The 18077-nt window shown below is 70.1% G+C and carries 20 protein-coding genes; 11 read left to right on the forward strand and 9 right to left on the reverse strand.

The genetic code is table 11. From position 1 onward, the window contains the following. Nucleotides 1-79: 79 nt before the first annotated feature. Nucleotides 80-229: a GPGG-motif small membrane protein gene (locus FHR33_RS49325; RefSeq protein WP_164903902.1), complete on the reverse strand. Its 150-nt coding sequence runs from the start codon at nt 227-229 to the stop codon at nt 80-82. Between the two features lie 63 nt (nt 230-292). Here FHR33_RS49325 and FHR33_RS34230 point away from each other — a divergent pair, with 63 nt between their 5' ends. Then, entirely contained in the window at nt 293-1246 is a 954-nt protein-coding gene (locus tag FHR33_RS34230) for a TIGR03557 family F420-dependent LLM class oxidoreductase (protein WP_183656667.1), read from the forward strand. On the opposite strand, the gene FHR33_RS34235 is transcribed toward FHR33_RS34230, so the two are convergent. Both FHR33_RS34235 and FHR33_RS34240 read right to left on the reverse strand, forming a co-directional pair. Then, on the reverse strand, nt 1213-1704 hold the full coding sequence (locus FHR33_RS34235) for a DUF6328 family protein (RefSeq protein ID WP_183656670.1): 492 nt from the start codon (nt 1702-1704) through the stop codon (nt 1213-1215). The genes FHR33_RS34230 and FHR33_RS34235 overlap by 34 nt on opposite strands. After that, nucleotides 1701-2162, reverse strand: coding sequence for a DUF1360 domain-containing protein (locus FHR33_RS34240; RefSeq protein WP_183656673.1), 462 nt, complete (start codon nt 2160-2162; stop codon nt 1701-1703). The genes FHR33_RS34235 and FHR33_RS34240 overlap by 4 nt, the downstream gene beginning before the upstream one ends. A gap of 107 nt (nt 2163-2269) precedes the next feature. On the opposite strand from FHR33_RS34240, the gene FHR33_RS34245 reads away from it, so the two are divergent. Further along, nucleotides 2270-2821, forward strand: a complete 552-nt coding sequence (locus tag FHR33_RS34245; protein WP_246452272.1) for a nucleotidyltransferase family protein — start codon at nt 2270-2272, stop codon at nt 2819-2821. 119 nt (nt 2822-2940) lie between these two features. Here FHR33_RS34245 and FHR33_RS34250 read toward each other — a convergent pair whose 3' ends face one another. The 3 genes from FHR33_RS34250 to FHR33_RS34260 all read right to left on the reverse strand — a co-directional run bounded on the left by FHR33_RS34250 (nt 2941) and on the right by FHR33_RS34260 (nt 6563). Beyond that, nucleotides 2941-3291 (reverse strand): PRC-barrel domain containing protein, encoded by a 351-nt coding sequence (locus FHR33_RS34250; RefSeq protein ID WP_183656679.1) that lies wholly within the window; start codon nt 3289-3291, stop codon nt 2941-2943. Between the two features lie 138 nt (nt 3292-3429). Then, on the reverse strand, nt 3430-5619 hold the full coding sequence (gene secA2, locus FHR33_RS34255; protein WP_183656681.1) for an accessory Sec system translocase SecA2: 2190 nt from the start codon (nt 5617-5619) through the stop codon (nt 3430-3432). A gap of 80 nt (nt 5620-5699) precedes the next feature. Next, entirely contained in the window at nt 5700-6563 is an 864-nt protein-coding gene (locus FHR33_RS34260) for a DMT family transporter (RefSeq protein WP_183656685.1), read from the reverse strand. Between the two features lie 209 nt (nt 6564-6772). On the opposite strand from FHR33_RS34260, the gene FHR33_RS34265 reads away from it, so the two are divergent. Continuing rightward, the gene (locus FHR33_RS34265) at nt 6773-7135 is read left to right on the forward strand and encodes a VOC family protein (protein WP_183656688.1); all 363 of its coding nucleotides are present in this window, start codon (nt 6773-6775) and stop codon (nt 7133-7135) included. An 80-nt stretch (nt 7136-7215) separates the two neighbouring features. After that, nucleotides 7216-8100 carry a DMT family transporter gene (locus FHR33_RS34270; RefSeq protein WP_183656691.1) on the forward strand — a complete coding sequence of 295 codons (885 nt, stop codon included), beginning with the start codon at nt 7216-7218 and terminating at the stop codon, nt 8098-8100. Here the strand turns inward: FHR33_RS34270 and FHR33_RS34275 are convergent. Beyond that, nucleotides 8003-9175 (reverse strand): FAD-dependent monooxygenase, encoded by a 1173-nt coding sequence (locus tag FHR33_RS34275; protein ID WP_183656694.1) that lies wholly within the window; start codon nt 9173-9175, stop codon nt 8003-8005. The genes FHR33_RS34270 and FHR33_RS34275 overlap by 98 nt on opposite strands. 80 nt (nt 9176-9255) lie before the next feature. Here FHR33_RS34275 and FHR33_RS34280 point away from each other — a divergent pair, with 80 nt between their 5' ends. Continuing rightward, nucleotides 9256-10035 (forward strand): TetR/AcrR family transcriptional regulator, encoded by a 780-nt coding sequence (locus FHR33_RS34280; protein ID WP_312895842.1) that lies wholly within the window; start codon nt 9256-9258, stop codon nt 10033-10035. Nucleotides 10036-10045: 10 nt separating this feature from the next. Here FHR33_RS34280 and FHR33_RS34285 read toward each other — a convergent pair whose 3' ends face one another. Further along, the gene (locus FHR33_RS34285; RefSeq protein ID WP_183656697.1) at nt 10046-10636 is read right to left on the reverse strand and encodes a GNAT family N-acetyltransferase; all 591 of its coding nucleotides are present in this window, start codon (nt 10634-10636) and stop codon (nt 10046-10048) included. Nucleotides 10637-10742: 106 nt separating this feature from the next. On the opposite strand from FHR33_RS34285, the gene FHR33_RS34290 reads away from it, so the two are divergent. The 6 genes from FHR33_RS34290 to efeB all read left to right on the forward strand — a co-directional run bounded on the left by FHR33_RS34290 (nt 10743) and on the right by efeB (nt 17501). Beyond that, nucleotides 10743-11945 carry an acyl-CoA dehydrogenase family protein gene (locus FHR33_RS34290; RefSeq protein WP_183656700.1) on the forward strand — a complete coding sequence of 401 codons (1203 nt, stop codon included), beginning with the start codon at nt 10743-10745 and terminating at the stop codon, nt 11943-11945. Next, entirely contained in the window at nt 11936-13075 is a 1140-nt protein-coding gene (locus FHR33_RS34295; protein WP_350655716.1) for an acyl-CoA dehydrogenase family protein, read from the forward strand. Before FHR33_RS34290 ends, FHR33_RS34295 begins: the two co-directional genes overlap by 10 nt. Beyond that, nucleotides 13072-14118 carry an acyl-CoA dehydrogenase family protein gene (locus FHR33_RS34300; protein ID WP_183656703.1) on the forward strand — a complete coding sequence of 349 codons (1047 nt, stop codon included), beginning with the start codon at nt 13072-13074 and terminating at the stop codon, nt 14116-14118. Before FHR33_RS34295 ends, FHR33_RS34300 begins: the two co-directional genes overlap by 4 nt. Before the next feature lie 136 nt (nt 14119-14254). After that, nucleotides 14255-15079: an iron uptake transporter permease EfeU gene (gene efeU / locus FHR33_RS34305; protein ID WP_183656706.1), complete on the forward strand. Its 825-nt coding sequence runs from the start codon at nt 14255-14257 to the stop codon at nt 15077-15079. Between the two features lie 15 nt (nt 15080-15094). Further along, nucleotides 15095-16237 (forward strand): iron uptake system protein EfeO, encoded by a 1143-nt coding sequence (gene efeO, locus FHR33_RS34310; protein WP_183656709.1) that lies wholly within the window; start codon nt 15095-15097, stop codon nt 16235-16237. A 7-nt stretch (nt 16238-16244) separates the two neighbouring features. After that, entirely contained in the window at nt 16245-17501 is a 1257-nt protein-coding gene (gene efeB / locus FHR33_RS34315) for an iron uptake transporter deferrochelatase/peroxidase subunit (RefSeq protein ID WP_183656711.1), read from the forward strand. A gap of 10 nt (nt 17502-17511) precedes the next feature. Here the strand turns inward: efeB and FHR33_RS34320 are convergent, their stop codons facing one another. Then, on the reverse strand, nt 17512-18075 hold the full coding sequence (locus FHR33_RS34320) for a TetR/AcrR family transcriptional regulator (RefSeq protein WP_183656714.1): 564 nt from the start codon (nt 18073-18075) through the stop codon (nt 17512-17514). Between the last annotated feature and the right edge of the window lie 2 nt (nt 18076-18077).

An 18077-nucleotide genomic window follows, 5' to 3' on the forward strand; every position in this document is an offset into this window, starting at 1 on the left:
GGCAGAAAGGCAGGGCCATATCTTATTTTGGGCAAAGCCTCAGGCAGACAGGGCGCTCGTCCCTGCCCACCCGAGGTGGTCATACGTTGAAAATACTGACGCCTCCGGGGCCGACGAGGAATCCGAGTACGATGAGGACGATTCCCCAGAGAATGTCGCGACGGGCCAGGATCACGTAGATCCCAGCGATGACGAGGATTACTGCGATGATCCAGAGCAAAGTAGCCATGGGAACTGAGCTGCCCCAGAGGAAAGCCGTCTAACATTCAACCCGGCGGGAATGGGCCGATTCATGACAACATTCGGCTATTTCCTGGCATCGGAGGAACACGGCCCCAACGAGCTCGTACGGCAGGCCCAGCTGGCCGAGCGCTCGGGCTTCGAGGCGCTGTGGATCTCCGACCACTATCACCCGTGGCTCGACGAGCAGGGCCACAGCCCGTTCGTGTGGTCGGTCATCGGCGGCGTCGCGGCCACCACCCGGCTGCCCGTCACCACCGCCGTCACGTGCCCGCTGGTCCGCATCCACCCGGCCGTCATCGCCCAGGCCGCCGCCACCAGCGCCGCGATGACCGAGGGCCGCTTCCGCCTGGGCGTCGGCACGGGGGAGGCGCTCAACGAACACATCACCGGTTCGGCGTGGCCGCCGGCCGAGGAGCGCCTGGAGATGCTCGAAGAGGCCGTCGAGGTCATGCGCAAGCTGTGGCAGGGAGACCTCGTCACGCACAGGGGCGCCCACTACCGCGTCGACACGGCCAGGCTCTACACCCTGCCCGACCAGCCGCCGCCGATCTACATGTCAGGGTTCGGCGCCAAGTCCGTCGAGCTGGCAGGCCGCATCGCCGACGGCTACATCTCCACCGGCCCCGCCGCCGAGATGGTGGAGCTGTTCCACAAGTCGGGCGGCGAGGGCAAGCCGGCGGCGGGCGGTCTCAAGGTCTGCTACGCCCCTGACGAGGCGCAGGCCAGGGCGACGATCCACCGGCTGTGGCCCACGCAGGGCATCAAGGGCGAGGCCGCTCAGCTCCTGCCGCTGCCCAGGCACTTCGAGCAGCTGGCAGAGATGGTCACCGAGGAGGAGGCGGCGGGGTCGAGCCCCTGCGGGCCCGACCCCGAGGTCCACGTCGAGGCCATCAGGAAGTACGTCGAGGCCGGGTTCGACGAGGTGTACATCAGCCAGATCGGACCCGACCAGGACGCGTTCTTCTCGTTCTACTCCGAGGAGGTTCTGCCGCGGTTGCGGTAGAGGTCCACGAGCGGCTGGAGGATCCAGAACCACGCGCCGCTCACCGCCACGGCGCCGGCGAACAGCGCGGCGGGCCAGTTGTTGATCACGGTCTCGGTGACCAGCGCGACCGCGCTGGTCATCGCGATCAGGAGGAACACCGCGCCCGCCACGCCCAGCTCGTTGGCCCTGTGCAGCATCTTCTCCTTCAGCCCCGTGCGGAAGAAGAGCCGATGCTGGGCGGCGGGGGTGATGAAGCAGACCGAGGCGAACGCCGCGGCCATCAGCGAGACGAAGAACAGCCAGCGGCCCAGCGTGTCGACCCTGGGGAAGCCTGCCTGGAAGGGGAGCGTGAGCAGGAAGGCGAACAGCACCTGCACCCCGGTGACCGCCACCCGCAGCCCCTGCAGCAACTCGGCCAGCTCGCGGTCCACCCGCTCCTTGTGGCTCTCGCCGGGTTCACCGTGAGACTCCCTCACTCGGCCTCCTTCATGAGCTTGGCATAGCCGAACTGCAACCAGTCGGAGACGGCCACGGCCGTCATCGTCGAGCCCGCCAGGCGGGTCATCCGGGGGGCGAAGACCAGGCCCGCGGCGTAGGCGGTGGCGATCCACTGGGCCAGGCAGAAGGGGCAGGCGAGCAGCTCGCCCATCGCGCTGCGCGGCTCCTCCTTCAGCTCGGCGGGGCCGCTCACCCCTTTGAACCTGGTGAACGGGGCGCGCAGCGGGCTCGTCACGCTGTCCTTGGCCAGCGTGCGCGACAGCCGATGGGTGCTCACGCCCATGAGGAAGAGATCGAGAACGCCCACCCGCTCGGGCGGCTTCTTGCCCAGGAAGGCGGCCAGCGCGACCGCGGCCGTGACGGCTCCGCCGTACGCCGCCATGATCCGCAGGTAGCCGCCGACAGGGCGGCCGTACTCCTCGGTGATCTCTGTCATGGAGGGCTCGCTACCCCCACCGGGCAGGTCTAGTCGCCGATCGTGCGGGTAGCTGTCGCCACATGGGCAGCCACAGCCACGAGGTCACCGATTCGATCTTGGAGACGTTGAAGCGAGCCAGCTCCGGGCTCAAGGACGCGGGCGTGCGGTTCGCGCTCGCGGGAGGTTGCGCCGCCTATGCGAGAGGAGCCGCCCCTTCCCTGCACGACGTGGATTTCGTGATCATGGAGAAGGACGTGCCCGCCGCGCTGGAGGCGCTGATCAGGGTCGGTTTCACCACCGCGAAACCGCCCGAGGACTGGCTGGTGAAGGCGTACGACGAGGGCCGTCTGGTGGACCTCATCTTCAGGGTCTCCGACCGGCCGGTCACCGAAGAGTTGCTGGCCAGGGCCGAGCCGCTGAAGGCCTCGGCGGTGATCGTGCCGGTACTGGAGGCCACCGACCTGGTGATCTCCTGGCTGCTGCCGATGTCGGAGCACGCCTGCGACTACGGATCTCTGCTTCCGCAGGTGCGCGCGCTGCGTGAGCAGGTCGACTGGAACAGGGTGGCGGCGGTCACCGAGCACTCTCCCTATGCCTTCACCTTCCTGACGCTGCTGGAACGCCTGGAGGTCATCGACAAGCCGGTCGAGGCGGTGATGGACGACAGGTGGCCGTGACGGCCCCGGCCATGTGACACCAGGGATGAGACACCTGGCCGTGAGAAACCAGTCGTGAGAAGCCGGCAATGAGAAAGGGGCCGCGCCCCCTGCGGGGCGCGGCCCTTCTGCCTCCTGTGTCAGAAGGTCTGGGGGAAGCGGCCGTAGTAGTCGCCCAGCCGCTGCCGGTAGTCCGGCTCCTTGAACGAGCCCTCGTCGAACTCGGGGGCGTTCTTGATCTCTTCCTTCGTCCTGGAGACGTAGACGTTGCGCTCCTGCGGGTCGATGCGGGTAATCACCGAGCCGGGCAGCATGACCTTCTTACCGAAGATCCACGGTCCGGTGTCGATGATGACGTAGCTCTCGCCGACCTCGTAGGTCGCCTCGTCGATTGACCCGATCTTGCCGTCCGTCGCCTGGACGTGGTATCCCACGAGGTCCAGACTCTGGTTGCGGTCGTAGACGTCAGGACGATAGTTCCAGAGCTCCATAGGTGCTCTCTCCCTCTCTTCTTTCGTCTTGTTCGGGCCCGCCCCCACTACCCCGGCAATTCCCCATCAATCAATCCGCGCGCGGGAAACAGCGCCGCCGTCCAATCGGTTTCGGGAAATGGCCAGGTAAAAGGGTATTTAACCGTGCCGGACCGCCGAGGTAACTCTCTTGAGGATGCGGTCCCATTCGGTGCCGAACGGGTTTTCCTGCACCATGTACGTCCATGTCGCCGAGGGGCGCTTCAGGTCACGGGCGGGGTCCTCGAACGACTCGAGCGAGCGCCGCTCCACCTCGGCCAGCAGCGTCTTGTACTCCGCCACCGCCTCGCGCTGGAACTCGTCCACCGGGCTCATGCGCCCGAGAGCGCGCAGGTGGATGCCCTCGCGCAGGTCGCTCAGGAAGGCCAGGTGCTCGGTCCAGCAGGTGTCGATGGCGTGCAGGACGATCTGCCTTGCGCGATCGTCGCGGGTGTCCTCGTCGAGGGACTCCCAGCGCTCGGGGTCGGCCTTGGCCAGCGCCTGCGCGGCCGAGTCGCCGTGCAGGACCTTGTCACGCCACTCCAGGATGAGCTCGCGCTGGTGCTCGAGCAGGCGGGTGTAGCGCCAGGTGTTGCGGTGGATCTCCAGGTTGACGCCCTCGGCGACGCGCTGCGCGTGGGCGATGAGGTAGGCGCCGCGGCGGTGCCGTACGACGCCGTCGGGGTCGGCGGCGGGCGGGCGCTCGTCGGGCACGTACTGGGTGATCAGGTCGTCGCGCATGCTCGCGAAGAAGACCGAGCCTCCCGGGTCGCCCTGGCGGCCCGCGCGCCCGCGCAGCTGGTCGTCCAGGCGGCTGCTGACGTGCCGGCCGGAGCCGATCACGTAGAGGCCGCCGAGTTCGGCCACGCCCTCGCCGAGGCGGATGTCGGTGCCCCTGCCCGCCATCTGGGTGGAGACGGTGATCGCGCCGAGCGAGCCCGCCCTGGCGATGATCGAGGCCTCCTCCGCGTCGTTCTTGGCGTTGAGCACGACCGGCTCCATGCCGCGGCGCTGCAGCAGCTTGGCCAGGTTCTCCGACTCGGCCACGTCGAGGGTGCCGATGAGGATCGGCCGCCCCGTGGCGTGCATCTCCTGGATCTCCTCGACCAGCGCCGCGTCCCTGTCGGGCCCGGACGGGTAGAGACGGTCGGGCTCGTCCAGCCGCACACACGGCTTGTTCGGCGGGATGACCGCCACCTTGAGCCCGTAGAACTCGCCGAGCTGCTCGCTGACCGCGACGGCGGTGCCCGTCATGCCGCACACCTGCGGGTAGCGCTTGATCAGCCCCTGCACGGTGATCTGGTCGAGGATCTCGCCCTTCTCCGTGGGGGAGAGCGTCTCCTTGGCCTCCACCGCCGCCTGCAGCCCGTCGGGCCAGCGCTGCAGCAGCGCGACCCGCCCGCGCGAGGGGTTGATGAGCTGCACCTTGCCGTCGCGCACGATGTAGTCGACGTCGCGCGTGAGCAGCGCGTGCGCGTGCAGCGCCAGGTTGAGCTCGATCAGCGTGCCCGGCTCGTTCTCGTCGTAGAGGTCGACGCCGAGGATGGACTCCACGCTGTCGGCGCCCTTCGGCGTCAGGAAGACGTTGCGCGACTGCTCGTCGATCTCGTAGTGATAGCCCCTGACGAGGGTGCGCACCAGCGCCGCCATCTCGGGCACGGCGTCGCCGGGGTCGGCCGCGCCCGCCAGCACCAGCGGCACGCGCGCCTCGTCCACGAGCACCGAGTCGGCCTCGTCGACCAGCGCCACCTCGGGTGGGGGCATGATGATCTCGCCCGCGTCGGTGCGCATCCTGTCGCGCAGCACGTCGAAGCCGATCTCGCTGACGGGCCCGTAGCAGATGTCCTTGCCGTAGGCCTCGCGACGCTCCTCGTGCGTGGAGTTCTGGCCGATCCAGCCGACGCTGACGTCGAGCGCCTCGTAGAAGGGCGCCATCCACTCCGCGTCGCGCTGCGCCAGGTAGTCGTTGACGGAGATCACGTGCACGCGCTTGCCCTGCAGCGCGTAGCCGGCCGCGGCCATCGCGCCCGACAGCGTCTTGCCCTCACCGGTGGCCATCTCGGCCACGTGTCCGTGCAGGAGCGCCAGCGTGCCGAGCAACTGCACGTCGTACGGCCTGAGCCCCAGTGTCCTGTCGGCGGCCTCGCGCACGACGGCGCAGAAGTGCGCCAGGTCGTCCATCTTCGGCTCGGGCAGCTCGTCGGGGAAGGACAGCTTGCCGGCCGCCTCGACGATCTTCTTGTAAGGGGTCAGGTTCAGGCCTCCTGGCCGGTCCAGAAGATTCCTGAAAAACCCGGAAAACGACGCCACGACTCCTCCAACGAGCGCTCTGTCGGCACCGGTTCCCGTACGTGTCCGGTACGGCGGCGCCCGCCGTACCGGACACTAGCTCATCCGCGCTCGTGCACGGTGAGCACGACAACAGCGCCGAGCAGAACGAGGCAGCCCGCCGCGGTGAGAGCCGTCAGACGCTCACCGAACAGCAGCACTCCCAGGGCCGCCGCGCCGACCGCCTCACCCAGGGAGATCACCGAGACGGTGGTCGCCTTGAGCGCGGACAGGCTCCTGAAGTAGAGCCCGTACGCCAGGGCGGTAGGCACCGCGCCCAGGTAGAGCAGCAGGGCCACGGTCGGCAGCGTCACCTGCGGAACGATGCCCTCGGTCATGGCGAAGGGCGCCAGGCACAGCGCGCCGATCGCGAACCCGCCGACGGCGGTGCCGTAGGGGTCGTCGTGGTGCCGCCTGGAGTGCAGGGTGACGGCGGCGTACCCTGCCGCGGACAGCAGCGCGAGGCCCACCCCGGCGAGTGTGGCGGTGGCCTCGGGCCCGGCGCCGCTCGAGCCCGCCGTGAGCACGACCAGCCCCAGCAGCGCGGCGCCGACGCAGGCCGTGCCGACCCTGTCGAGCCGCTCGCCGAGGAAGAGCCTGCCGCCCACCGCCGTGAACAGAGGCGTGGCGCCCATCGTGACCACCGTCGCGATGGCCACCCCCGAGGTGGCGATCGCGCCGAAATAGGCGGTCTGGTAGATCGCCATGCCCACCCCCACCAGCAGCAGCCTGCGGTGGGTGCCGGGCCTGCGGCGCACGATGGTGATCAGGAAGAGCGCGCCGAGCAGATAGCGCCAGAGCGAGACCCCGAAAGGGCCGAGGCTGGTGGACTGGAAGAGCAGGGACCCGGCCGCGCCACCGGTGCCCCAGGCGGCCGCGGCCACCGAGACGTACAGCACGCCGCGCCGTACGGAAACTTGCGTCATTGATCTCTCCGGAAGGAGTGGTTGTCGACGTTCGGCCCGTAGGCGGGCGGCAACCACCCCCGGATCGCCCAGGATCCGGAGAAGAACTACAGGGGAGTGCCGCCCGCTAGTGCGCGGGGGGCGGAGAGATCACGAAGTACGGCACGTCTTCACCTTATCGTCTGCTGTACCTGACAGCAGCTGACAGGTATGCCTGCCAAGGTGGGCCCATGACAACGAAGGCAAGCCTGATCGCCGTCACCATCGACTGCGAGGACCCGGTCAGGATGGCGGAGTTCTGGTCCAAGGTGACCGGCTTCGACATCCAGGTCGCCGAGACCGAGTACTCCGCGGTCGGCGACGGCACCACGAGCATCTACTTCGGCCGTCTGCCCGGCTACAAGGCTCCCGCGTGGCCGAGCGACGACAAGCAGTTCCACCTCGACTTCCGCGTGCCGGACGTGGCCAAGGCGGTCGAGGAGTACGAGGCGATCGGCGCCACCAGGCCCGAGTTCCAGCCGGGCGAAGGGTGGGTCATCATGCAGGACCCTGAGGGCCATGTGTTCTGCGTATGTCCTGAGAGGTCCACCTAAAGTCTGATTCAAGCGATGGCGCAGGGACTCTAAGCTGGACCAATGCTCCTGAGAGGTTCCACGCCCCTGCGCGGGCGCCCATGACATGGGTAGGCCTGATCATCGCCCTCGCCGGGGCACTGGGATACGCGGTCGGCGCCGCGCTGCAGCAGTTCGAGGCGGTCGCCGAGGGCGCCTCGTTCAAGCTGGTCAAGCGCCCCCGGTGGTGGATCGGCGGCGTCATCGGCTTCACCGGCGCCAGCCTCCACGCGGTGGCGCTCAGCTTCGCGCCTCTCGTGGTGGTGCAGCCGGTGTCGGTGGCCACGCTGGTGTTCGCGGTGCCGCTGGCCGCCTACCTGTACGGCCGCAAGCCGTACAAGGCGGAGATCTTCGGATCCATCGCCGTCGCGGTCGGCCTGCTCTGGCTGACGCTGCTGGTGCCGCACACGAACGTGAGGCCGGAGCTGTCCTCGGCCGCCGCCCTGGGATTCCTCGCGGTCATCGGGGCGATCGTGCTGGTCGCGAACGCGGCGGCGCGCAGGTCGCGAGGGCCTGCCAAGGCGCTGCTGCTGTCGGTGGGCGCGGGGGTGGTGACTGCGAGCGTGTCCACGTTCGTCCGCGTGGTGGGCGGCGGCATGGAGGGGGACCTCTCCAGGCTCGTCCACTGGTTCACGCTGGCCATCCCCCTCCTGCTGGTCTGCGCGGTGGTGCTGCTGCAGCGCTCCTACGCGGTCGGCTACTTCGGCATCGCCTACGCGGGAGTGCAGGTCATCGACCCGATCACCTCGGTGCTCGCCGGCGCGATCCTGCTGGGCGAGCCGCTGCCCACCTCTCCCTCCACGGCCGTGCCCGCGCTGCTCGCGGCGGCGCTCACGGTCGGCGGCACGATCACACTCGGGCGTCTCGCCCCTGACCAGTCCAGGCCGACTCCGGAGGTGTCCATCCCAGTACCTCATCCATCGAGCGCAGCATCAGATCGGAGCTGAGCCTGCCGGCCAGCGACATGCCCATGTCGCGCAGCCGTACGGCCAGCGGGTTGCGTATCGTGGTGGCCCTGCAGATCTTCGTCGACTGCGCCACCACCTTCGAGGTACGCGCCAGCCTCGCCTCGGTGTAGGCGGGCAGGTTCCGCGCGTTGGCGGCCAGGACGATCGCGTCCTCGATGGCCTGGCACGCGCCCTGACCCAGGTTCGGCGTCATGGGGTGCGCGGCGTCGCCGAGCAGCGCCACCCTTCCCCTGTGCATGGCCGGCAGTGGCGTGCCGAGGTAGTAGACGTCGTTGCGGATGATGTTCTCCGGCCTGGCCGACTCCAGGAGCGCGGGGATGGGCCGGTGCCAGTCGCCGAACCTGCGCAGCAGCCCCGCCCGCTCGTCTCCGTGGGGCTCTCCGGCGGGCGCCAGGTCGGTGGCGTAGAGGTAGACGAGGTCGCCGGCCAGCGCGTGGACGCCGACGACCAGGCCCCTGCCCCACGACTCGGTGCTCTCGACGACGAGGCCGCCCGGGTTGGGGACCAGCACCCGCCACGCGGTCACGCCCGAGTAGACCGGGTCGGGGTGGCCGGGGAAGAGTGTCCTGCGCGTGGCGGAGTTGATGCCGTCGCCCGCGATCACCAGCTCGGCCTCGAACTCGCCACCGGCCCCGCCCTGGCCGGTGACCGTGCTGACCACGCCCTTCTCGGCGTCGACGCCGGTGACCGCGGTGCCGAGACGCAGGTCTCCGACCCGGTCGGCCAGCAGGTCCATGAGGGTGGCGCGCAGCATGATGGCGCCGGAGTCGCCGTAGCGGGCCGCCGCCTTCTCCTCGGTGGTGTGGATCAGCCACCTGCCGCGCCACGTGCGGACGCCGCCCCTGCCCTGGAGCCTGGAGAGCCGGCGGACCTCGTCGCCCAGCTCGATCGTGTCGAGCGCCTTCAGTGCGTTGGAGGCGATCGCCAGGCCCGAACCCACAGGTTCGAGCCCTGCCGCGCGCTCCAGGACGGTCACCTGCCACCCGCGCCGCTCCAGCGCGACGGCTGCTGTCAGCCCGCCGATGCCCGCCCCGATCACCACAGCTCTGGACATGCCGCCCCACTTCCTTACTACGTCTGTAGTTCGCGACGCTACTACAGGCGTAGTTGGACTACAAGTGTAGTCTTTGCTTCGTGAAACGTTCGGAGACCGTCGCGGAGGCGGCCATCACCCTGCTCGCCGAGCGCGGCATGCGCGGCCTGACCCACAGGGCGGTGGACGAGCTGGCGGGGCTGCCGCCGGGCTCCACCTCCAACCTCGCCCGGACGCGTGCGGCCCTTCTGGAATTGACGTTGCTGCGGCTGACGGAGCTGGAGGAGTACGCCTTCGCCCCGGCCATCGAGGCGGGCGGCTTCCCCACTCCCGGCGCCACCGCGGAGACCGATGGGCCTCGGCGCGCAGGGGCCACCCCGGCAGCCGACGCCTCCCCGCCTGCGAAGGCCGCGGAGAGGTCCGGCGGTCTCCCTCCCGCCGGGGCCGCTGAGGGAGCCGGCGGGTTTCCGTCCGCCGGGGCCGCTGAGGGGGGCGGCGGGTTCTCTCCCGCCGGGGCCGCTCAGGGGGTCGATGGAGTGAGGGCGATGGGGCTCGGCGAGCTCGTGGGGCTGATGGCCGAGGTGCTGGTCGTCCAGTTGAGTGACAGGCGGCGCACGTTGGCCCGCTACGAGCTGGCGCTGGAGGCGACGCGCCGTCCCGAGCTGCGTGAGATCTACGACAGGGTGGGCGCCAGGTTCCGCGAGCCCGCGGTCGCGCTGCTGGCCGCGGCGGGCTCGCAGGACCCCGTACGGCACGGCCGGCAGCTGGTGGCCTACGGCGAGGGCATCATGTTCGACGCGATCGCGGGCGCCGGAGTGACCCCCTCGATCGAGGACCTCACCGCGGGTTTGACGGAGTTCCTTTCCGGCATGCTCAGGTGACGGGCCGTGCTCAGGCGGAGGCGGCCCGGGTGAGCCTGGCGCGGTGGGCGGGCCACTCGTCGTCGAGGATGCCGAAGACGACCGTGTCGCGCCACGTGCCGTCGGGGCGCGGCCTGTGCCTGCGCAGCGTGCCCTCGTGCACCCCGCCGATGCGCCTGATCGCCGCCTGCGACCTCGTGTTCAGGTGGTCCGTCTTCAGCTGCACGCGGTTGTAGCCGATCACGTCGAAGGCGTGGTCGATGAGCAGCACCTTGCACGAGGTGTTGACCGCCGTGCGCCACACCGCCCTGCCGTACCACGTCCAGCCGATCTCCACGCTCTGGTCGAAGCCGGGCACGTCGAGGTAGGTCGTCCAGCCGACCGCCCTGCCGCTCTCCTTCAGGACGACCGCGTGCGCCGCGTACTTGGGGCTCTCGATCACCTCGGCGGCCACCGACGCGAGCTGCTCGGCGGTGCGCGGTGTGGCGACGGACAGCCAGCGCCAGACCTCGTCGTCTCCTCCTCCCGCGAGGAAGAGGTCGGTGACGTGGTCATAGGTGAGCGGCTCCAGCCGTACGACGGCGTTCTCGAGCACGACGGGAGAGGGCAGCTTCGCGGTCATGCCGGACACCGTATCGACCGCTCCCACCTGCTCTTATGGCCACCGGTGCGAAATTTCGCGGGACCACTTGTCGACAGCCATACCGGCCGGTCGGTAGGGTCGGCTCATGGACTTCGCCTTCGACAGCGTCACCGAGGACCTGCGCGAGCGACTGCTGCGCTTCATGGACGAATGCGTCTACCCGGCCGAGGAAGCCTTCGAGGAGCAGGCGGCGACCAGCGGCTGGGGGAGTCCCCCGCTGATGGCCGATCTCAAGGAGGAGGCCCGCAAGCGGGGTCTGTGGAATCTCTTCCTGCCCGGTGACCACGGAGCGGGCCTGACGAACCTCCAGTACGCGCCGCTCGCCGAGATCATGGGGCGGAGTCCGAGCATCGCTCCGACGGCGACGAACTGCGCCGCGCCCGACACCGGCAACATGGAGGTGCTGGCCGGGTTCGGCAGCGAGTGGCAGCGCAAGGAGTGGCTGCGCCCGCTGCTCGACGGCGAGATCCGTTCCGCGTTCGCGATGACCGAGCCCGACGTCGCCTCCTCGGACGCCACCAACATCTCCACCCAGATCATCAAGGACGGCGCCGAGTACGTCATCAACGGGCGCAAGTGGTTCATCTCCGGAGCGATGAACCCGAACTGCAAGATCCTCATCGTCATGGGCAAGTCCAACCCCGACGCGCCCAAGCACCGGCAGCAGAGCATGGTGCTCGTCCCGCGCGACACCCCCGGTCTGCACATCAAGCGAGGCATGCACGTCTTCGGCTACAGCGACGCCGACCACGGCGGTCACGCCGAGGTGGTCTTCGAGGACGTGCGGGTGCCTGCCGACAACCTGATCGGCGAGGAGGGCGGCGGCTTCGCGATCGCCCAGGCCAGGCTCGGGCCTGGCCGCATCCACCACTGCATGCGCATGATCGGCATGGCGGAGCGCGCCATCGAGCTGATGTGCAGGCGCGCCATCGCGCGCACGGCGTTCGGCAAGACGATCGCCGAGCAGGGCGTCGTCCAGGACTGGATCGCCGAGTCGAGGGTGCGCGTCGAGCAGCTCAGGTTGCTGGTGCTCAAGACCGCCTGGCTGATGGACACCGTCGGCAACAAGGGCGCCCACACCGAGATCCAGGCCATCAAGATCGCCACCCCCAAGACCGTCGAATGGATCCTCGACAAGGCCATCCAGGTCCATGGCGCGGGCGGCGTCAGCCAGGACTTCCCGCTGGCAGGGCTCTGGGCGGGAGTGCGCTCGCTGCGCTTCGCCGACGGCCCCGACGAGGTGCACAAGAGGTCGCTCGCGCACAGGGAGCTCAAGAAGTGGATGTAGTCGACAGATTCCTCGAGAACGCGCCCGGCGACCGGCTGGAGTTCCTGCGCGCCAGGTTCGACGCGGGCCTGGCGTGGGTGCACTTCCCCGTGGGCCTCGGCGGCCTCGGCGCGCCGCGCGAGATGCAGCAGGAGGTGGAGCGCGCGCTCGCGCACACCCCGCAGCTCGACACCGGCGTGCAGGCGATCGGCCTGGGCATGGCGGCGCCCACGATCCTGGCCTTCGGCACAGAGGAGCAGAAGAAGCGCTTCCTGCGCCCGCTGTGGACGGGCGAGGAGATCTGGTGCCAGCTCTTCAGCGAGCCCGGCGCCGGATCCGACCTCGCCACGCTCGCCACGCGCGCCGTCAGGGACGGTGACGAGTGGGTCGTCGACGGGCAGAAGGTCTGGACGTCGGGCGCCCACCACGCGCGCTGGGCGATCCTCGTCGCCAGGACCGACCCCGACGTGCCCAAGCACCGCGGCATGACGTACTTCATCTGCGACATGCACGCCCCCGGCGTGGACGTGCGGCCGCTTCGCCAGATCACCGGCGAGGCCGAGTTCAACGAGGTCTTCCTCACCGGAGTGCGCCTGTCGGACGACCTGCGGCTCGGCGAGGTCGGCGACGGCTGGCGGGTCGCCCAGACCACGCTCATGAACGAGCGCGTGGCCATCGGCGGCGCGCCCGTCCGCAGGGGCGGCGGCATGATCGGCCTGGTCGCCGACGCCTGGCGCGAGCACCCCGAGCTGCGCACCCACGACCTTCACCAGCGCCTGCTCTCGCTGTGGGTGGAGGCCGAGGTCACCCGCCTTTCAGGGGTACGGCTGCGCGAGCAGCTCGCCGCCGGACAGCCCGGACCCGAGGGCTCGGGCATGAAGCTGTCGTTCGCCAAGCTCAACCAGGAGCTCACAGGGTTCGAGGTCGAGTTCAACCGCGACCTGGGCTACGACGACTGGGCCTTCCGCCGTTCGGAGTCGGTCGACTTCCTCGGCCGCGACCCCGGCTACCGCTACCTGCGCGCCAAGGGCAACTCCATCGAGGGCGGCACCTCGGAGATCCTGCGGAACATCATCGCCGAGCGCGTGCTCGGCCTGCCCTCCGAACCCCGCGTCGACAAGGACGTGCCCTGGAAGGACCTGCCGCGATGACGCTGCTCTACACCGACGTCGAGGACGAGCTGCGGGCCGCCGTGCGCGACCTGCTCGCCGACCGCTGCCCTCCTGCCGCCGTGCTGGCCAGGGTCGAGGGCGCGCCGTACGACCTGGGCCTGTGGAAGACGCTGGCGCGCGACATCGGGGTGGCGGGGCTGCTGGTCCCCGAGGAGTACGGCGGGGCGGGCGCCTCCGCGCGCGAGGCCGCGGTCGTGCTGGAGGAGCTGGGCAGGGCCGTGACGCCCGTCCCGTTCTTCACCAGCTCGGTTCTGGCCACCCACGCGCTGCTCCAGGTGGGGGCGGGCGAGCTGCTGCGCGGCGTGGCGGAGGGCGATCTCACCGTCGCCCTCGTCGTGCCCTTCTCCGCCTCACCGTACAGAGAGGCCGGCGGGCAGGTCAGCGCCACGGACGGCCGGCTGACCGGCGTCGTGGGCGCGGTGGCGGGGGCGGACGTGGCCGACGTGCTGCTCGTCCCCGTGAAGGGGACGCTGCACGCGGTCCCCGCCGCGGAGGCCACCGTCGAGGTCGCGCCCTCGCTCGACCTCACCAGGCCGATCGCCACGGTCACCTTCGCCGGCTCCGTCGCCGAGCCGCTGGGCGCGGTCGACGTGGCCGAGACCCTGCGGTTCGGGGCAGGGCTGCTGGCCTCCGAGCAGCTCGGCGTGGCCGAGTGGTGCCTGGAGACGACGCTCGCCTACGTGAAGGAGCGCTACCAGTTCGCCAGGCCTGTCGGCTCCTTCCAGGCGATCAAGCACAGGCTCGCCGACCTGTGGCTCGACGTCGTGCGCGCCCGCGCCGCGGCGCGCGGCGCGACGGACGGCGCGGCGATGTCGGCGGCGGTGGCGCAGGCGTGGAACGCGGGCGTGGCGGTCCACGTGGCCGAGGAGGCCGTGCAGCTCCACGGAGGGATCGGGATGACCTGGGAGCACCCGCTCCACCTGTTCCTCAAGCGCGCCAAGTCGGCCGAGATCGCTCTCGGAACCCCCGGAGAGCACAGGGAGGCCCTCGCCGCGCTGGCCGACCTCCCTGGCCCCGCCTGACCGGGACCTGACCTGCCTGGGCGGAGAGTTGCCCAGGCAAGTCCGACATATGACCCCCTGAGGTGAGTGACAGAGCGCCGACCTGGGTAAGGTAAACCTGGCCTAATTTAGGTTTGCCTCACTTAGGGGATTTGACGTGTTCGCCAGCTTTCTCATCGGACTGCGGGAAGGCCTGGAGGCGACCCTCGTCGTCTCCATCCTGGTGGCGTTCCTGGTCAAGAGCGATCGCAGGGACAAGCTCCCCCTCGTATGGGCAGGCGCCGGCCTCGCCGTCGCGCTGTCGGTCGGGTTCGGCGCCCTGCTGTCGTTCACGGCCGCCAACCTCACCTTCGAGCAGCAGGAGCTGTTCGAGGCGCTGACGTCCATCGCCGCCACGGTGTTCGTCACCTGGATGATCTTCTGGATGCGGGGGGCGGCCCGCACCATCGCCGGCGACCTCCGGGCCAAGCTCGGCCGGGCGCTCAACGTGGGCGGGGTCGCCGTCGCCGTGATGGCCTTCCTGGCGGTGGTCAGAGAGGGCCTGGAGACCTCGCTGCTCTTCTACGCCTCCGCGCAGGGCGCCGCCGCCACGGCGCTGCCGTTGATCGGCATCAGCCTCGGCGTGCTCACCTCGATCGTGATCGGCTGGGGGATCTACGCCAGCGCGATCAGGATCAACCTCACCACGTTCTTCACCTGGACGGGCCTGCTGCTGATCCTGGTGGCCGGGGGCATCCTCAAGTACGGCGTGCACGACCTGCAGGAGGCCGGAATCCTGCCGGGACTGAACACGCTGGCCTTCGACATCTCCGCCGTGCTCGACCCTGGCGCGTGGTACTCCGCGCTGCTGGCCGGGATGTTCAACATCACCCCCGCGCCCAGCGTCCTCGAGATGGCGGCCTGGGCGCTCTACGTGATCCCGGTGCTGTTCCTCTTCCTCCGCCCGGCCGCCGCGCCCAAGGCCGCCGAACCCGTTTCGTAACAGGAGACACCCGACATGCGCACTCCATCTGTCGTCGTCACGGGCCTGCTCGCCCTCGGCGCTCTCGCGGGCTGCTCCCAGGATGCTCCCTCCGCCCAGCCGGGCGCCGCGGGGAGCGCCCAGGCGGGCGGCCCCATCAAGGTGGCGGCCAGCGACACCGCCTGCACCGTCGCCACGTCGGAGGTCGCGGCGGGGACCTCCACGTTCGCCGTCACCAACGGCGGCACCAAGGTCACCGAGTTCTACGTCTACGCCCCCGGCGACAGGGTCATGGCCGAGGTGGAGAACATCGTTCCCGGCCTGACCCGCGAGCTGATCGTCGAGCTGCCCGCGGGCGTGTACGAGACGGCCTGCAAGCCGGGGATGGTGGGCAAGGGCATCAGAGGGCCGCTGAAGGTCACGGGCGAGGCCACGCCGCTCAGCGCCGACGCCAAGCTGGCCGCCGCCACCGCCAGCTACCAGCGCTACGTCAAGAGCCAGACCGACGCCCTGCTGATCAAGACGCAGGAGTTCGTCGACGCGGTGAAGGCCGGCGAGCAGGAGAAGGCCAAGGCGCTCTTCCCCGTCGCGCGCACCTACTGGGAGCGGATCGAGCCTGTCGCGGAGATCTTCGGCGACCTCGACCCCAAGATCGACGGCCGTGAGGAGGTCATCGAGGAGGGCATGGAGTTCACCGGCTTCCACCGCCTCGAGCGCGACCTCTGGGTGGACAAGGACGTCAGCAAGTCGGGCCCGATCGCCGACAGGCTGATGGCCGACGTGAAGCTGATCGTCGAGAAGGCCAACAGCGAGAAGCTCTCGCCGCTGCAGCTCGGCAACGGCGCCAAGGAGCTGCTCGACGAGGTCGCCACCGGGAAGATCACCGGCGAGGAGGACCGCTACTCGCACACCGACCTGTGGGACTTCGCCGCCAACCTGGCCGGCTCGAAGGCGTCCGTGCAGGCGCTGCGCCCCGTGCTGGAGGAGCGCGCCCCCGACCTGGTGAAGACGCTCGACACGCAGTTCGCCGCCGCGGAGGCCGCGCTGGAGGAGCATCGCAAGGGTGACGGGTGGAAGCTGCACAACGAGCTGTCGAAGGCCGAACTGAAGAAGCTGTCGGACGCGATCAACGCGCTGGCCGAACCGGTCAGCAAGATCGCTGCCGTCGTGGCGAAATGAGGTCGTGATGAGCGGGGTCAGCCGCAGGAAGCTGCTCGGATTGGGCGCGGCGGGCGTCGCCGCGGCCGGGGCGTCCGTCGCGGGCGCCAGGATGCTGCTCGACGAGCCCGCGCCGATGCCCGTCAGCGCGGTCTCGGCCCTGGACTCGGTCGCCTTCTACGGCGAGCACCAGGCGGGCATCGCCACCCCCGCGCAGGACCGCCTGCACTTCGCCGCGTTCGACGTGATCACCACCAAGCGGTCCGAGCTCGACGCGCTGCTCCAGGAGTGGACGGCCGCCGCCGCCCGGATGACGCAGGGCCAGGAGGCGGGGACGTTCGGCGCGGTCGGCGGCGTGCCTGAGGCGCCGCCCGACGACACGGGCGAGGCGCTCGGCCTGCCCGCCTCGGGACTCACGCTGACGATCGGGTTCGGCGCCTCCCTGTTCGACGGGAGGTTCGGGCTGGCGGGGCGGAAGCCGGCGGCGCTGCGCGAGCTGCCCCGCTTCCCCGGCGACGCGCTGCTGCCCGAGCTGTCGGGCGGCGACCTGTGCGTACAGGCGTGCGCGAACGACCCGCAGGTGGCTGTGCACGCGATCCGCAATCTGGCGCGCATCGGCTTCGGCAGGGTGTCGGCGCGCTACTCCCAGCTCGGCTTCGGCCGTACGTCCTCGACGTCGAGGACGCAGGCCACGCCCCGCAACCTCATGGGCTTCAAGGACGGCACCGCCAACCTGAAGCTGGAGGACACCGCGATGCTCCGCGACCACCTGTGGGTGGCGGAGAAGGACGGCCCCGCGTGGATGAGGGGCGGCACCTATCTGGTCACCAGGAAGATCCGCATGCACATCGAGACCTGGGACCGCACGTCGCTGGCCGAGCAGGAGGCCATCTTCGGCCGCGACAAGGGCGAGGGGGCGCCGCTCGGGCTGGCCAAGGAGTTCGACGAGCCCGACTTCGCGAAGAAGGGCCCCGACGGCGCGCCGCTGATCGGCGAGGTCGCCCACGTGAGGCTGGCCCACCCCTCCAGCAACGGCGGCGCCAGGCTGCTGCGTCGCGGCTACAACTACGTCGACGGCTCCGACGGGCTCGGCCGCCTGGACGCGGGGCTGTTCTTCATGTCCTACCAGCGTGACCCGCACCGCCAGTTCGTCCCCGTGCAGCGGGCGCTGGCGAAGAACGACGTGCTCAACGAGTACATCAAGCACATCTCGAGCGGCCTGTTCGCGATTCCGCCGGGGGTGCGCGACGGGGGCGACTACTGGGGCAGGGCGCTGTTCGCCTGACCCCACTCCCTCACCTGGGGGCGACACCGTGCATGAGGGTGTCGAGCAGCCGCGCCGCCAGCGCGTCGGGGTCGGCGCCCTCGCGGGCGGAGTGCGCCGACTCGGCCAGGAGCGCGAGGTAGGCCTGCCGTACCCAGGCCACGTCGGCGTCGGGCCTGATCAGCCCCGCCTCGCGCGCCCTGGTGAAGACCTCGTCGCACTTGGCCATCACGCCCTCCTGCACCGCGCGCGCCTCGGCGCCCAGCGGGACGGGGCCTGCCAGCGTGAAGCGCCAGCCCGGCTTGATCCGCAGGATCGCGGCCGTGGCCTGGTGCAGGGCGACCAGTGGGGGAGCGGTTCTCGGACGGGCGGCCTCGACGACCGCGTCGAGCTCGCGCCATGCCGCCAGCTCCATCGACTCGATCAGCGCCTCCCTGCTGGCGAACCGGCGGTGGACGGTGGCCCGCGCGACGCCCGCCGCCTCGGCGATCTGCTCCATCGTCGCCGCCGGATTGGCTCCGAGCAGCCGCTCGGCGGCCTCCATGATCGAGCGGATGCTGCGCTCCGCGTCCGCCCGCAACCGCCTGTCTGTCATGC

This window comes from Nonomuraea dietziae (assembly GCF_014195505.1).
Lineage (GTDB): Bacteria > Actinomycetota > Actinomycetes > Streptosporangiales > Streptosporangiaceae > Nonomuraea > Nonomuraea roseola.

Excerpts from the sequence above, each read along its gene's own strand:
- FHR33_RS49325 (WP_164903902.1), bottom strand. The coding sequence starts at position 229 with ATGGCTACTTTGCTCTGGATCATCGCAGTAATCCTCGTCATCGCTGGG.
- FHR33_RS34230 (WP_183656667.1), top strand. The coding sequence starts at position 293 with ATGACAACATTCGGCTATTTCCTGGCATCGGAGGAACACGGCCCCAAC.
- FHR33_RS34240 (WP_183656673.1), bottom strand. The coding sequence starts at position 2,162 with ATGACAGAGATCACCGAGGAGTACGGCCGCCCTGTCGGCGGCTACCTG.
- FHR33_RS34250 (WP_183656679.1), bottom strand. The coding sequence starts at position 3,291 with ATGGAGCTCTGGAACTATCGTCCTGACGTCTACGACCGCAACCAGAGT.
- FHR33_RS34260 (WP_183656685.1), bottom strand. The coding sequence starts at position 6,563 with ATGACGCAAGTTTCCGTACGGCGCGGCGTGCTGTACGTCTCGGTGGCC.
- FHR33_RS34265 (WP_183656688.1), top strand. The coding sequence starts at position 6,773 with ATGACAACGAAGGCAAGCCTGATCGCCGTCACCATCGACTGCGAGGAC.
- FHR33_RS34270 (WP_183656691.1), top strand. The coding sequence starts at position 7,216 with ATGACATGGGTAGGCCTGATCATCGCCCTCGCCGGGGCACTGGGATAC.
- FHR33_RS34275 (WP_183656694.1), bottom strand. The coding sequence starts at position 9,175 with ATGTCCAGAGCTGTGGTGATCGGGGCGGGCATCGGCGGGCTGACAGCA.
- FHR33_RS34285 (WP_183656697.1), bottom strand. The coding sequence starts at position 10,636 with ATGACCGCGAAGCTGCCCTCTCCCGTCGTGCTCGAGAACGCCGTCGTA.
- FHR33_RS34290 (WP_183656700.1), top strand. The coding sequence starts at position 10,743 with ATGGACTTCGCCTTCGACAGCGTCACCGAGGACCTGCGCGAGCGACTG.
- FHR33_RS34300 (WP_183656703.1), top strand. The coding sequence starts at position 13,072 with ATGACGCTGCTCTACACCGACGTCGAGGACGAGCTGCGGGCCGCCGTG.
- efeO (WP_183656709.1), top strand. The coding sequence starts at position 15,095 with ATGCGCACTCCATCTGTCGTCGTCACGGGCCTGCTCGCCCTCGGCGCT.
- efeB (WP_183656711.1), top strand. The coding sequence starts at position 16,245 with ATGAGCGGGGTCAGCCGCAGGAAGCTGCTCGGATTGGGCGCGGCGGGC.
- FHR33_RS34320 (WP_183656714.1), bottom strand. The coding sequence starts at position 18,075 with ATGACAGACAGGCGGTTGCGGGCGGACGCGGAGCGCAGCATCCGCTCG.